This window comes from Pseudoalteromonas sp. P1-7a (assembly GCF_001401855.1).
Lineage (GTDB): Bacteria > Pseudomonadota > Gammaproteobacteria > Enterobacterales > Alteromonadaceae > Pseudoalteromonas.
Genome location: NZ_LKDU01000028.1, coordinates 1 through 15,190, shown reverse-complemented (window position 1 = coordinate 15,190; position 15,190 = coordinate 1). Strand labels below are relative to the sequence as shown.

The window sequence follows — 15,190 nt, the reverse complement described above, 5'->3', positions numbered from 1 at the left end:
TGGAGTCCTTACTTGAAGTAAAACCAGTTTAAGATATTTTCATTTATAGGGGTAGCGCAATCCGTAAATTGGCACTAATAAATCAGCGAGTTAGCAGGTGGATTAAACACACAGCGTTAATTTTAAACACTGTGTGTTTTATTTGTCAGGCCATTTTATTTATAAGGGCTAATGCTTGATAAGCTAAATGCGCTTTGCATAATTACTTTACCATCTATCCCTTTAAGCTTAAGTGAAATAGCGGGGTCGGCTTGCTGCCAATCTATGCTTAAATCGCCGTAATTCACATTGTGGGTGTAATCGCCAACGCGGTGTTTATTTGGGCTGACGTCTTTCCACTTTTCAGTAAGACCTGAGCTGGTCATTTCTATTAAAGGGTAATCAAGGTTTTGCTGGTACTTTGATATTTCGCCCCAGTGCGTATCGCCACTGATGATAATAACCCCATTCACTTGGTGTTTTTTAATTAACGCAAATAAACGGTTACGATCCTCTGGGAAGTTAGCCCACGACTCCCACCCTGTAAAATCGGGTAATAATTGCAAGCTTGAGGCAATCAACTTTACAGCCGCAGGCTTTTTAAGCTCTTGCTCAAGCCATTGCCACTGCGTCTCACCTAACATTGAGGCACCTTTCACCTCTGTTGGGCTATACGGGCCTTGGTTATTAAGCTTACGCTTGGTGTAATATTCAAGCTCGCTTACGTGGTTAAGTGCATCACGGTTCCAGCGTAAATCGGGCATAATAACGTGTACGGTTTGCTCATCCTCGCCATACATATACGACGTGTAAATGCCATCCGTGCGGGTGCGTCTGGGTGAGCGTTTAGGCTCGCCCCAAAAATCGAGCATAATTTGGCGAGATTGCTCTTTATGTGGGTAATCTTTACCAATATCGTTTTGACCAAAATCGTGATCGTCCCACATCGCAATGATTGGGGTATTCGCTTTTAGTGTTTTAAAGCCTGGTTTTACACCTAATTTTTGGTACTTATTGGCAAGTACCGTCATATCGTTGGTGTCGCCGTAAATATTGTCACCTAAAAATATAAATAAATCGCCCTGCTCTTTATTAATGGTGTCGAATATTGGAATGTCTTTATCTTGATGCCCACACGAGCCAAATAAAATTTTAGAAGGGGCTGCAATACTGTTTGCGCTAAACGCTAGCCCTAAAGCTAATACGGCGTGTGTAATAGGTTTTACTAACTGCTTCATTTTAAAATCTCGATACAGCCATACATTAGTTTTAATCTATGGCTATGAATAAAAAAAGCCCATCATTGATGGGCTTAAAACGGGTTCATTGGCTTAAAACGTAGCCGATAACGTCAGTGCTGCTGTACGTGGCGCACCAATAAAGTAAGTGCTGCCGTTGCCCGTACCACCGGCTAAGTAACTTTTATCAGTAATGTTATAAACAACAAAGGCAACATCTATCGCTTTAAATGGTCCTGCGTTTATATCGGTGGCGTAACCTGCGTTTAAATCAACCACGGTATAGCCATCAACTTCGCCGCGTTCACCGGTGTATTTAGCCGATAAGCCAAAGCGGAAATCATCGCTAAAGTAATCGGTCGATAACACAAATAAGTCATCTACTGAGTCTATTACTTTTTCACCGGCTTCAAATCCGGGAGCATCGCCTTTGTACTGTGAGTCGTTATTTGTGTACGAGCTGTATACGCTCCATTGTGGGCTTAGCATGTAACTTGCCGAAAGCTCTAAACCTTGTGATTCAATGCCGCCTACATTTAAGTAAGTGCCATTTGTGCCTATTGTGTAATCAATACCGCCGGTATCACTGCCAGGGGCAATAAAGGTTATACGGTTATCAAATTCAATTGAGTACGCCGTGGCAGTCAGTTTTAATGCGTTATTTTGATAACGTACACCTAAATCAATGTTTTCAGCAGTTTCTGGCTCTATGGCTGATAAATCAGAGCTATCGCGCTCAAGTACACCGTCTTTAATAGCTGCAAAATTTTCGCTGTAGCTAGTAAATAGCTCAGTTGAGTTGTTTAGCTGATACAAAATACCGCCACTGAACAACACATCAGAATCGCTATTTACTTTAGCAGTTGTGGCATTTTGATAATGGTCGTACTTTTCAATATCAACAAGGTACTTTTTAACACCTACGTTAAGCGTGAAATCGCCAAGTGCCATTGAATCTTGCGCGTACCATTTAAGGGTGTCGGTCTCAAAGGTGTTTTTATACTGGGTCCAGTATGGCGTGCTATCAAAGTGATGATAAATACTGGCATTAATCACTTTGTGCCAATCACGAGACTCATCACGGTCGCTTTGCTCATACCACAAACCAGCTTCTATATCGTGCATACCAAACGTAGCTTGGTAATTAGCAGTAACCCCCAAGCGGTCTTTTTTGTAATGCGTATGACGATACGACATAACAGGTATTGCGGTGTCGTCGTAACACGCCGGGTTTAAACCCGGGCCCGACTCCCACGGCCAGCTTAAGCTTGCTGTACAGCCTTCGTTTGGTGCCAGTGCGTTCCCTGCGCTATCTACAAAACCGTAAGAGCCTGCGTTAGTGCCGCCCTCTGTCGTTGGGTTGCCGTTTTCATCTACTGGAGTTGTTAAATACGGTGGGATCCAATCGCCACGGCCCGAGTTTTTATGATAATACGGGCTCACTGTAATAAGTGATGTTGGCGAAAGCGCATATTCAAACTTTAAATACGCTAACGTATTTTCACGCAGTGTACCCCAGCCCTCGGCAAACATTTGGTCGTAATGTGGAATGCCGGTCCAGTCCCACGTTAGCTGATCCCACTCTGGCGTTTGCTCAAATTGTGCAAGGCTTACACTATTATAATTAGTCTCGCTTACATCATCGTAAGATAAACGCCCTGTGATGGTTAAATCTGTGAGCGTTGTCACAAATTTAAGCTCTGCGTGTTGGTTATCTTTTCCGCCGTTGCTACCCGAGCCAATCCAACGGCTAGTATCGGTTTGTGAATAGCTTACATACGCTTGTGTATTATCAAAAATAGTACCGGTTTCGTGCTTAACGTAATAACGGGTCGCATCGTGGCTACCTGAGGTGTAAGCAAAAGTGGTGCTTTTATCAAGGCTTGGCGCTTTACTTACAAAATTAAATGTACCGCCAAGCGCTTCAAGTGAGGCCGATTTAATATCTGAGGTGCCTTGGCCTACTTCTACTGTGGCTAAGTTTTCGGTATCTAGGTATCGGTTTGCTTTAGCGCCCCCGCCATAGTTTGAGCCACCGTTAGGAATACCATCAACGGTCATCCCTAATTGCTGCTGGTTTGAGTCAATACTAAAACCACGCATAGTAATAGTGGTAGACCAGTCATCGCCACCAAATGCATCGCCTTCATTTATGCTAATGCCAGGTAAGTTATCAATAACTGATAACACACTCGACACCGTTGTTTGTTGATCAAGCATTGCAGGCTCAATCACATTATTTGCGTAACTGGTTGGTTTAGCAGTAACGGTTATTTCTTCTATTTCGTTATCATTTGCATAAGCTGACGTTGATACAGCCATAGCAATTGCTATGCTCAAAATCGATTTATTGGTTAAAGCGTACATTGTTGTCCCGTTTGGTTTTAATTATCTTAAGTAATTATGAAAGCGGGCACAGTATGGTGTCGTATTATTACAACAAAAATGAAGTTTATTGACAGAGGTGTTAAAAAATTGTGGGACTTTTATGGCTTTGTTATGTCATTTGTAAGTCAGCCTGAGTGCAAACACCCAGGCTGATTTATATATAAATATTAAATTCTTAGAAGAGTTTAGCTAGCATTTCATCACTATAAGCAACAAGCTCTTCATTATTGGCCACTTTGCTAATGTAATCAGGGTTGGCAATAAACGGGCGACCAATCGCAATTAAATCAAACTTATCGTTGTTTATTGCTTGTTTTGCATCATCAAAACTGTAGCTGCCTACACCTACAAGGGTGGTTTTAGTGTTTGCACGCAAATATTGCGAGGTGGTTTTGCCCTCTAATGAGTCAAATTGGGTGCTATCATCAAAAATGCCACCATGAATATAAGCCAGTTTTTTTGCATCTAGCTGTGGTAATAAATAATCAAATACCGCTTTATCACGCTTATCTTCTTCCATATTAAAATAAGCACCTGGCGATAACCTAATCGCAGTACGCTCATTACCTACTGCATTAATAACCGCGTCGGTCACCTCTATTGCAAAACGCGCCATATTTTTAGGTGTTTGGCCGTATTCATCTGTGCGCTCATTCGCAGCGTAATGTAAAAACTGATCAATTAAATAACCATTAGCGCCATGAATTTCTACGCCATCAAAGCCCGCTTCTATGGCGTTTTCGGCCGCTTTAGCAAAGTCGGCTATCAGTGAATTAATATCATCCTTTGTGGCCGCTTTTGGGGTAATGTAAGTAAGCTCACGCATACGCGGTACAGAGCCTTCAACACCAATTGCCGATGGCGCTAATACATCGCCGCCAAAAAAGTGAGGGTGAGCAACACGGCCAACATGCCAAAGCTGAGCAAACATTTTACCGCCGTTTGCGTGTACGGCGTCGGTTACTTTTTTCCAACCTTGAATCTGCTCACTGGTAAATAGCCCCGGTGTATTTGGGTAGCCTTGTGCATCTGGACGAATAATAGTGGCTTCGCTAATGATTAAACCGGCATCGGCACGGCGCGCATAGTACTCCACCATATCTTGTGTGGGTACTAAATTATCATCAGCCATACAGCGGGTTAAAGGCGCCATTAAAACGCGGTTTTTTAGTTCAAGTGAGTCGTTTAATGTATACGGGGCCAGTAAATCTGTGGTCATTGTTAAATCCTTCATTAAGAGTATGCATTTGAGATGCGGCCTTTTTAACAACATTCAAGGGCAATTTTGAATGCTCGCTCAAATTTATGAGAGCTTATACTGTTCAATTTTAAAATTAGATCTGCAAAGATGAATTTAAATAATAATTTTTCAACACACTGTCACATAACTCGATATACTGGTAACAGTAAAATTCAAATTTGAAGCAATAAAGAGTGAGCCAACTATGACAACTGCAAATGCGACTGAAGAACAAACCGTAATTTTAGGGCTAGGGGCAAAAAAACGACTCGCTTTTATGTTTGAAACCGTACAACAGTACAAGCAAGTATGGATTTTAAACGACGATGATGGCTGCGTAATGCTTGCCAACGAAGATGACGACTGTGTACCCGTGTGGCCAACCCGCGATTTTGCACAAGCTTGGGCAACAGGCGACTGGGAAGGCTGTACACCAAAGGCCATTCCGACTAAAGATTGGTTTAGCCGCTGGACACCCGGCCTCGAAGAAGACGACTTACTGATTGCAGTGTTCCCTACCGAAGAGGACGACGGCACGGTGCTTTTTCCTGATGAATTTGAAAGCCAGTTAAAAATTCCTAAAAAGAGAAAGTATTAAGTAGCCAGCATCACGTTTTTATTTGCGCACTAACATTACTTTTCCCAAAAGCTAAATAAGCTTTAGAGTCACTAAAAATAAAAAAGCCGATATTGAACGTAAATATCGGCTTTTGGGTAAAACTTAATTAATCAATTTAAAGTACTAACGCGCCATAAATATTGGAAGTGTGGTGTTTTCAAGCATGTAGTTAGTCATACCACCAAAAATTTGCTCATGGATTCGCCTGTGAGTAAATGCGCCCATCACCACTAAATCAGCATTATGCATTTGCGCTACCGACATAAACGCTTTAGCAGTCGATTGCCTGCCATTATTAAATGTTACAAACTCACTTTTAATATCGTGCTGGGCTAAATATTTAACCACTTCATGGCCGTTTGGCATTTTATCGGCGCTACTTGCACTGGTGCAAATAACAACCTTTTTAGCCTGTTTTAATAGCGGTAAACTGTAAGTGAGCACACGCGATACCTCGGTACTAGCGTTCCAGCCAATCACCACTGTTTTTATATCAAAGTGGGTCATTTGCCGTGGTACCAGTAATATAGGTTTACCACTTCGCATTACCGATGCCTCAAAGGTCGAGGTTGATTTACCACTTTTAGACTGCGGAATAATAATTAAATCAGCAACTTTGCCTTGCTCTGCAATTATTTCGCTGCGCACACCTATATTAATATGCCATGAAGCGCTTGGGTGCGTGGGATGCTCTGCGCTGTCGTCAGTGTATTTAACTTGCTGCTGGGCACATAAACTAACAAATTCGGTTTTTAAATTTGCCGATTCGGTTGTTGCAAAGCGCCCTGCTACAGAGTCTAACTCTTTTACCAATTTAGTTGGTAAGCCAAGCTGCCCTGTTGGCAAAAAGCGTTTTGGGTCTAAGTGCGTGTGATAAACATCAAGGTGCGCATTAAAATACTTAGCAACGGCTAAGCCCCCTTTTAAGCGCTCTGTTACATGCCCACTTGTAGAAAGCGGCATTAAAATAAGCTTAGGTGAAATCATAATTATATCCTTCTTAAGCCAGTGCCTTTTAGAGCGAATGTAAACCGTGCTAAGCGCTACTTGCTTTGCTCAGCACGGCGGCGTTTACAGCTGCGTAAAGCTTGCCACTTCTTGTAGGTAACCGCTTGGTAAATCTAATACCATAAAGTGCGATAAAGTGAGTAAAAATGCTAACGCGCACACTGTCAGTGTTAATGTTCTTGCAATCGAAATACGTGCTTTTACAAGTAAAAATATTATGAAAAACAACGCTATCGAAATCACATAGCCCAGTAAAAAACACCCAGCTAATAAGCCACACAGCCAAAATACATAATGCCAAAGGCCAGTCACGCTTGAGTCGTTCACATACCCCGCAGAGACCTCATTATCGTAATTTACAGCATCGTCTACTTTATTAAGTAAAAGCTTTATAAGCACAACTGCAGAAAGTATTAACATGAACGAGCACACTACGGCAGGAAATACTCCACCTAAGAATGAGCGTTGGAATGAGTCATACAAACCGTACGCAAACACTAAACAAATAAAGCCAGAAAATGCGATTTGTGGTTTAAGGTTCGTTGGTCTTATCTCAGCATTAGCCGTGTTTTTATTGGCTTTTTCTTTTTTAGCAGCTTTAATAGAGTGGCGTGCTGCAAAGAAAATAGAAAGCGCGGTTAATGCACCAATAATCATCACACCCGGTTTTAATAAAAACTCTATGCCGTCAAACTGAATAGCTTGATAAAGGTAAGTTTCCATGCCGCTTGCCAGTACAAAACCAATTAAAAATGCTGGTCGTGGCCATCCAAAGCGCTTCATTAATACGCCTAAAATACCAATACCAATAAGTGCGACTAAATCACCTAAATCACGGGTTGCCTGAAACGCCGCAAAAAAGATCACCATAACCATAAATGGTGCCATGAGCGTGTAAGGAATAGTCGTTACCTTTGCTACCCATTTAGAAATTAGTAAACACGCGCCCGCGCCAATTACATTAGCAAGTGCCAGTGACCATACAATGGTGTAAGTAACATCAAGGTCAGTGGTGATCATCGCAGGGCCTGGCTCTAAGCCAATTAAAACCATACCACCTAAAAATACAGCCATGCTGCCAGAACCTGGAATACCAAATAATAAGGTCGGAATTAAGCCACCGCCTTCTTTGGCATTATTCGATGATTCAGGGGCAATAACACCGCGTATGTCGCCTTTACCAAAGTTTTCGGTGTCTTTAGAGGTTTGCACCGCATGACCATAAGAGATCCAATCAACTACGCTGCCACCTAGGCCAGGTAGTGCGCCAACAACACAGCCAATGGCAGCACAGCGCGTGGCTAGCCATTTGTTTTTAACAACATCTTTGACGCCTTCAAACCATCCACTACCCAGCTCAGAAGCTTCTGAAATAGAGCGGTTTTGACGCAGTAAATCGATAATTTCTGGTAATGCAAATATACCTAAACCAACAACCACTAACGGAATACCATCCATAAGGTAACCGTTATCAAATACCATGCGGTATTCACCGGTTGCAGGAGCACCGCCAAGTGAGCCTAAACATAAACCTAAGCCACATGCGCTTAAGCCTTTTACCAGGCTGTTACCGGCCAATACACCCACCATGCTTAAACCTAGCAAAGTAAGCATAAATAATTCGGCCGAGCCAAACGCTAAAATAACAGGGCGGGCAATCAGTACAAACAGCGTTAAAATAATCGCGCCAAAAAGACCACCAAATAATGACGAAGCAAACGCTGCTGAAAGCGCACGCGCTGCTTGACCCTTTTTAGACAGTGGGAAGCCGTCAAGCACTGTGGCTTGTGAGCCACTGGAACCCGGAATACCCATTAATACAGAGGTGAAGGTGTCAGAGGTTGGAATAACAGCAACTAAGCCAATAAGCATCGCAAGCGCTGAAATTGGGTCCATACCATATAAAAATGGCAATAATAACGATAAACCCGCTATACCGCCTAAACCCGGAAAAATACCAATCAGCAAGCCTAAAAAAACGCCGCCGCATAAATACATTAAGTGTGTGGGGGTAAGAATAGTTTGTAGCGCAATTAAAAATGCATCTAACATACTGCTCTCCTTAGATTAAAAAAGTGGCTCACTAAATGCGAGCCACTGTGTGTATAACAAATCAACATGGGTTTTTAAAAACGCGCGTTGTAGTTTTCGGTTAGGTAATTTCTTACCCATTGTTTGTCAGTTTCAGAAATTGTCAGTGCTGAGCTCAGTGTGTTTACTGCATCTTCGTTTACAAGTTGTGGGTATTGGCCAAGTACTAATTCAGACTCTTTTTTAAAGTTGTCTTGATCAATAACGCGCTGTGCTGCATTGCGCCACTCTGCAATAACGTCATCAGGGGTGCCTTTAGGTAAAAACAGTCCTTTTTGCGCGGCAAAACCGGCTACAAAAAAGGTTTTCCATACGTTGTATTCAACGCCTGTTGGCTTTTTACCATGGATCATTTCGTATACTTCGCCTACGTGTGGTAAGTCAGGAAACGTTGGGTCGCGTACAATTTTGCCTTCTTTATTAAGTACGCCAAACGACATAAGCGGAATCGCTTTACCTTCATCAACTAGCGGCTGTACTTTTTTTAAGTAGGCAGACGTAGTTTGGAAGTCGATATCCACCTCGCCACGCTCAAACGATAAACGCGCGCTGCCACGGCCTTTCATACCAAAAATGGCGTGAATGTCTAAATCAAGCATATCGAAAGCTAATAACCCAACCAAGTCCATTGAGGCGGCGCGTTGGCTACCAAATTTAAGTTTTTGACCCTGCAATTTGGCAAGCTCTGATGCGTTTTTAATACCCAGCTCTGGGCGCACATATACCACCGCACCAGTCGGTGTGGCCATAATTACGTTCCAACGTTTTACTTCGTATCTAACGCGTGAGTCGCCAAGTAAGTAAGGGATTTGTGTAGAGGCAGAAGTACTAAATACATTTAAGCCATTTGCTGTAGCGCGGCGCTCAAAGCGGTTAGCGCCTTTGGTAGAGCCACCACCTGGAATGTTTTTAACCACAACCACAGGTTTACCATTTAAATGCTGAGAAAAACGCGGACCAAAAAAACGTGCCCATGTGTCAGAGCCGCCACCTTCTTTAAAAGGCACAACCCACTCTACTCGCTCACCCTCAAAGCTTACTTCGTCGTTATTGTTTGCATAAGCTGAGCTGAAACAAGTGCTTGCTGCTAACACAACAAGCATTGCTTTTAGTCGATTAGGTGCAAAAGTACTTAATTTAATCTTCATAATTTGACCTCTGTTATTCGCTGCAATTATTTAAATAGGTCCTAATAACGTCATTGCATCTATTACGTAGATGAAAGTATTTCGTTAAAAGAAGTTAACAACAGCTAGACTAATAGCCGAAACTGTCATCTACCTGTCATCGATGCCAAACTATCCATTAATTTGAAGTTATTTATAAACAATTGTTTTTAAATAAAAATAAATTTATTTTTGTTTATTTAAAGCATAAAAAAAGCGATAACAGACAATCTGCTATCGCATTTTCGGTTGGTTTACTAAGGCTTAACACCAATTCGCTTAATTAAGTGAGCTATTTTGCCCATTGGTATAAGTTAAGCTATTTTGCTTTCATCCCATACTTTTGCAGGTATGTGTACTTCACCTTTAAATAACATTCTGGCGGTGCGCATTAACCCCGCAGATTTAATATCTAGCGTATCGTTTTCAAAGCGCCCCTCAAGTAGTAAATCTATTTTACCGCTTGGGTGTTCAACCACTATATTTTGCTGCTCTGAGCTTTGTGGGGTAATTAAGTCGTACGCCACACTGCCTGGCAACATGCAACTAACACTTACGCAAATTGCCCCAGTAACAGAATGGCTGGTATGGCAGTTTTGCGGCACAAAGTAGCGCGAAGTTATCGTACCGCCAAATTGCGGCACCGACAGTAAGCCGACTTTAGGAATGACTTTTCCGGTTGCATCGCCAAGGCCCATTTTTAGTGACGCCTGCAGGCGAATGCTTTCTATTTTTTGCAGTAACTTTGTATTTGCATCAAGCTCTTGTTTAGTTTCAGAGCCTTTTACACCCAGTGATGGTGCAGGTATTAGTACCATTGGCATGGCAGCATCGACACAACTTACCTCTACGCCATCAAAGGTATCGCGTACAGAGCCAGTAGGCAGTAATTCACCGGTTTTAGTGCCACACACATCAAAAAACTTAAGTAAAATAGGCGCCCCAGAGCCCGGTACGCCATCAATGGTGGCATCGCCTTCGTACTCAACAAAGCCGTTAGGCGTTTGTACCACAACTTCAATCAGGGTATCGGTATTTACATTTTTAACCCGTACCGTTGTTTCACCGTCGTTTGCAGTAACCAGTCCGTATTCAATTGCCAGTGGTGCTGCACCAGATAAAATATTGCCACACGAAGGGGTTATATCGACTTCATTTTGCTCAATGGCAACTTGCGCAAATAAGTAATCAATGTCTGCATCGGGGTCGGTTGAGCGTGAAATAATGGCCGCTTTACTGGTTAGTGAGTTTCCTCCACCAACGCCATTTACTTGCAGCGGGTCGCCTGAGCCCATTGCTGCAGTTAAAATTTCTTTGCGTTTATCCCACTCTCTCGGTAAATCGTTGGCTAAAAAATAAGTCCCGCGAGACGTTCCGCCCCGCATAATGACACAAGGTATTTTTTTTTGAATAGTCATAATAATCCAGCTTCTAAATCAATTTAAATGAGCAGTAACGGGTTAGTTATTACTTAAAATAACCACGCACTCTTGCACTTGCTCTTGCTTACTTTGCAAAGATTGAGGGGCAAAATTAGTATTACTTGTTGCACTAGCAGCCGTGGCTGTTTGGTGGCTATTTGCACGAAAGTGAATGGCTCTCGGCGTAGGTTTTAACTGAGGTGTAGCGTGTGTTGAGTTCATCGTTTCGCCCTTTCAATGCAATTAAAAACAAGTAACGTCGTTATCAAAACGTTGCCCGTTTTTTAGGAGTAAGGAGCCAAACTGTCACTAACCTGTCACGAAATAAAAATTGATTAAAAAATAACTTTTAAACATTAAAAAACGCGCAGCATTTTCATGCTGCGCGTTAAAAGCCAATCGAAGGGGCGTTTAAAACTTAATGGTGTAATCCACATATACACGGTGATCTGCTCTGTCTCCTTTTACACCATCAACACTGCCGGTTTCATCTGTGGTGTAATCTAAAAATAACCAACGTAGGCTTAAGCCTTTTACAGCCGCTACTTTGTAGCGTGTATCAATAGCCCAATATTTTTCATCGGCTGTGCCACCTGCTTTACCTAAGCTTGAATTTTCTGCATCGCTGCCGCTGGTGTAATAAAATTTTGTGGTTAAACCGGGTGCCACTGCTTTTAGGTCAACACCTAAGCGAGCCTGCCAAGTTGACTCATTTTGGTTTGTTAAATCGGCACCAATTAATGAGCGCGTGGGAAACGGGTTAGTCCCGTGATCGCCACTAAAGTTATCTTCAATCCAAGCATCGTTCACTTTGGTAAATGCGGCGCCTAGTGTCCAAATATCTTTTTTCCAATTGGCATCTAGGTAATAGGCAAAACCATCGTTTTCACTTTTAGTAACGCCTGAAACCGCATCGATTGCATCTTCATCATCTAAATCGCCACCCTCTGCGCCGGTTACAAATAAATCGCCATCGTCTTGTGAGGTAAACACGCCACTTGAAAGGGTTAACTTACTTTGATCGAGCTTAATAGCGTAACTGCCTTTAAGCCCAAGCTTTGATAAGTAGTCATGAGAATTTAAATACTCTGCGTCTATTTTTAGCGCATCTTTTTTGTAGCTTGCGCCCACACCCCAAATAACACTAATTGCGCCGTTATCTGACTGGTCGGTAGAAAAATCTTCCCACTTGTCGTCGTGGCGGCGGCTCCATTTATCGTAGGCGTAACCATATACTTTGGTATTACCAAACGTGTAGTCACCAAATACACCTCTAAAAGTATTGGGAATTGCGCGGCTACCTGAGCTTTTTAACAGCATGCTTTTGGTTTTTTGCCCGCCTATTTTTACATGGCCATTATCGCCAAGTTTAACGTCGATAAAATATTGACCAAATTTTGAAAAACTATCGTCAACACCGCCTTTTTCATCCCCAGCGGGTAAAATATTATTTTGTGCGCTGCCGGTTGAGTTGTAATTAAGTACGGTATAAGTAGAGACACCCATGCTAATTAAGTCATTAAAATAGCCCGATTGATAATTGAGCTCTATGCCTTGTGCAAACGTTGAGTCGTCGCTGGCGTCGTTATCGTAATCGCGGTCAAAGTAAATTGACCTTAGCTTAATATTAAATTCGTCTTGCTCTGTAAGCCCACTAAAAGAAGCGTACGATGGGAGGGAGGCGCCTGCTAATACTGTACATATTACTAAATTGTGTTTTAAAACTCGTAAGTTCATACGCGTAAGCTACCTTGTATTTGATGCAGAGGAATCTAATGTTAGCCTAAAAAACGTGACGTAGTTTTAGGGTATTTAATTTCGTTAGTGACATAAAACTATAGTTTAGCTTATTCCTTGTACTATAATTTTAATCTTTCAATTGATTTAGTAATTCAATGTTTTTCTCTGCATGCTCAAATAAAGTATCAAAAGGAGCACTTACCCAATCATTTGTTGTACTTCTCCACTCAAACCAAGCACAAGACTCAAACTCATAAAGTTCATTATCTGCGTTTATCTCATCGCCTCGTAAAAAAGCAATAAGCTCATCTGCGCTCAGTCTATTATTTTCTACTAATTTAAATAGTTCCTTTCCTACGAGTGTTTTATCGTCCGGATCTAAAACCTCAACACATGAGCAAACAACCAATTCATAGTGTTTATAAACCTGTAAAACAGTAACCTGATTAAAATCGTCATGACTTAGTAATACGCTGGCAAAGTTATCACTTATCTCGCCATTGTTAAAAACTAACTGATTAAGCATAGATCTTCCTTAAATATTTTATAGGGGATTAGTAATGGTGGGAAAATATCACAGATAAAAATAATAAGACGCACAGATTTTTTTGTTGCATGTGATTTTAAAGTGGTTAAAGCTTTTTCTATCACAAACCACACTTAACTTTTTAACTAACAAGTATAACTACAGTTTAGTAGTTAATTAGTCAATTTATTGCAGGCGCAAAAAAGGACGCCATGAGGCGTCCTAATATCGAATAATGGTGGAGGAAGAGGGATTCGAACCCTCGTTAGGGATTAACCTAAACACACTTTCCAGGCGTGCGCCTTCAGCCACTCAGCCATTCCTCCACGGTGTTGCAGTGCAACAGCGCGTTATAGTATGAAATAGGTTACATAGGTGCAAGGCATTTTTAAATTTGTGCTGTTAAGTGCCTAATAATCAATCAGCAATTTACTTTAGGCATAAAAAAACGGCTAAAGCCGGGGGCTTAGCCGTTTTTATACAGAGTGATGTTTACTTAGCCATGTTGGCTGTAAAATCTAACATGCGATTAAGTGACTTGAGTGCGCCTTCGCGTAAGTCCATATCTACAAACACTTCTTTACCGCGTGGGTCTATTAGTGCTTCTTCAATCGCTTTTAAGCCATTCATTGCCATCCACGGGCAATGTGCACAACTTTTACATGACGCGCCTTCACCGGCTGTTGGGGCTGCAAAAAACTCTTTTTCTGGGCATAGCTGCTGCATTTTGTAAAAAATACCGCGGTCTGTCGCTACAATAAACTTTTCTTTATCCATTGTTTGCGCCGCTTTTATTAATTGGCTTGTTGAGCCAACCGCATCTGCCAGTGCCACTATTTCTGCCGGTGACTCTGGATGCACCAATACACCTGCGTCTGGGTGCAGGGCTTTCATATCTTTAAGCGCTTTTGTTTTAAATTCATCGTGGACGATACATGCGCCGTTCCACATGATCATATCGGCGCCGGTATTTTTTTGAATGTAGCTACCAAGGTGTTTATCTGGGCCCCAAATAATTTTTTCACCTTGCTCATCTAGGTGCTCTACAATTTCAAGTGCGCACGATGAAGTTACAATCCAGTCTGCACGCGCTTTAACCGCTGTAGAGGTGTTTGCATACACGACAACTTTACGATCTGGATGCTCATCGCAAAACGCTGAAAACTCATCAATAGGGCAACCAATGTCTAACGAACAGGTTGCTTCTAGCGTTGGCATAACAACGGTTTTGTTTGGCGTTAAAATTTTAGCGGTTTCACCCATAAAACGTACGCCTGCAACGATGATCATATCGGCATCGTGGCGAGCACCAAAACGTGCCATTTCTAATGAGTCGGCAACGCAGCCCCCTGTTTCTTCGGCAAGGGCCTGAATTTCAGGATCTGTGTAGTAATGGGCTACCAGCACTGCATTTTTATCTTGCAGTAGTTGTTTAATACGTGCTTTATATTCGCCTTGCTCGTCTTTAGTTAACGGCGCTGGCTTAGGAGGAAAGATATAGCCTTCAGGCATAATAGTTTGAGCTAGACTCATGTTCTCGACCACTTCATCTACAGTGCATTAATTACGGCAAATTATACGAGAATACACGGGCAAATAACAGCTATCTGGGCATGCTGTTTATAAATAAAAATAAGAAACTGATTTAAATAAAATAATGGGGAAAGTTGTGGTTTTATTAGAAGTGGTGGGTCATGATGGACTTGAACCATCGACCAATGGATTAAAAGTCCACTGCTCTACCAACTGAGCTAATGACCCGCTCTAAATTCTG

At 42.0% G+C, this 15,190-nt stretch carries 12 protein-coding genes and 2 tRNA genes; 1 reads left to right on the top strand and 13 read right to left on the bottom strand.

Annotated elements, in window-relative coordinates; genetic code table 11:
- Window positions 1-155: 155 nt before the first annotated feature.
- The 3 genes from AN389_RS15485 to AN389_RS15475 form a co-directional block, all read right to left on the bottom strand.
- Window positions 156-1,217: an alkaline phosphatase D family protein gene (locus AN389_RS15485; RefSeq protein WP_055020202.1), complete on the bottom strand. Its 1,062-nt coding sequence runs from the start codon at window positions 1,215-1,217 to the stop codon at window positions 156-158.
- 93 nt (window positions 1,218-1,310) lie between these two features.
- Window positions 1,311-3,584, bottom strand: coding sequence for a TonB-dependent receptor domain-containing protein (locus AN389_RS15480; RefSeq protein WP_055020201.1), 2,274 nt, complete (start codon window positions 3,582-3,584; stop codon window positions 1,311-1,313).
- A gap of 196 nt (window positions 3,585-3,780) precedes the next feature.
- Window positions 3,781-4,824 carry an alkene reductase gene (locus AN389_RS15475; RefSeq protein ID WP_055020200.1) on the bottom strand — a complete coding sequence of 348 codons (1,044 nt, stop codon included), beginning with the start codon at window positions 4,822-4,824 and terminating at the stop codon, window positions 3,781-3,783.
- Window positions 4,825-5,050: 226 nt separating this feature from the next.
- Between AN389_RS15475 and AN389_RS15470 the strand changes: the two genes are divergently transcribed.
- Window positions 5,051-5,443 (top strand): DUF2750 domain-containing protein, encoded by a 393-nt coding sequence (locus AN389_RS15470; RefSeq protein ID WP_055015682.1) that lies wholly within the window; start codon window positions 5,051-5,053, stop codon window positions 5,441-5,443.
- Between the two features lie 144 nt (window positions 5,444-5,587).
- On the opposite strand, the gene AN389_RS15465 is transcribed toward AN389_RS15470, so the two are convergent.
- From AN389_RS15465 to AN389_RS15420, 10 genes are all read right to left on the bottom strand, one after another.
- Window positions 5,588-6,451: a universal stress protein gene (locus tag AN389_RS15465; RefSeq protein ID WP_055020199.1), complete on the bottom strand. Its 864-nt coding sequence runs from the start codon at window positions 6,449-6,451 to the stop codon at window positions 5,588-5,590.
- Between the two features lie 84 nt (window positions 6,452-6,535).
- Complete coding sequence (locus tag AN389_RS15460; protein ID WP_055015684.1) at window positions 6,536-8,524, bottom strand: tripartite tricarboxylate transporter permease; 1,989 nt, start codon at window positions 8,522-8,524, stop codon at window positions 6,536-6,538.
- Between the two features lie 74 nt (window positions 8,525-8,598).
- A complete protein-coding gene (locus tag AN389_RS15455; protein WP_055020198.1) occupies window positions 8,599-9,711 on the bottom strand; it encodes a tripartite tricarboxylate transporter substrate binding protein in 1,113 nt (370 codons plus the stop codon).
- A gap of 332 nt (window positions 9,712-10,043) precedes the next feature.
- A complete protein-coding gene (locus tag AN389_RS15450) occupies window positions 10,044-11,147 on the bottom strand; it encodes a 4-oxalomesaconate tautomerase (protein WP_055020197.1) in 1,104 nt (367 codons plus the stop codon).
- A 42-nt stretch (window positions 11,148-11,189) separates the two neighbouring features.
- A complete protein-coding gene (locus AN389_RS15445) occupies window positions 11,190-11,372 on the bottom strand; it encodes a hypothetical protein (RefSeq protein WP_024032566.1) in 183 nt (60 codons plus the stop codon).
- A 189-nt stretch (window positions 11,373-11,561) separates the two neighbouring features.
- On the bottom strand, window positions 11,562-12,887 hold the full coding sequence (locus AN389_RS15440) for an OprD family outer membrane porin (RefSeq protein WP_055020196.1): 1,326 nt from the start codon (window positions 12,885-12,887) through the stop codon (window positions 11,562-11,564).
- Window positions 12,888-13,017: 130 nt separating this feature from the next.
- Window positions 13,018-13,416 (bottom strand): hypothetical protein, encoded by a 399-nt coding sequence (locus AN389_RS15435; protein WP_055018351.1) that lies wholly within the window; start codon window positions 13,414-13,416, stop codon window positions 13,018-13,020.
- Between the two features lie 236 nt (window positions 13,417-13,652).
- Window positions 13,653-13,742 (bottom strand) — tRNA-Ser (locus AN389_RS15430).
- Between the two features lie 166 nt (window positions 13,743-13,908).
- Window positions 13,909-14,949: a quinolinate synthase NadA gene (gene nadA / locus AN389_RS15425; protein WP_055015705.1), complete on the bottom strand. Its 1,041-nt coding sequence runs from the start codon at window positions 14,947-14,949 to the stop codon at window positions 13,909-13,911.
- 152 nt (window positions 14,950-15,101) lie between these two features.
- Window positions 15,102-15,177: transfer RNA gene (locus tag AN389_RS15420), tRNA-Lys, on the bottom strand.
- Between the last annotated feature and the right edge of the window lie 13 nt (window positions 15,178-15,190).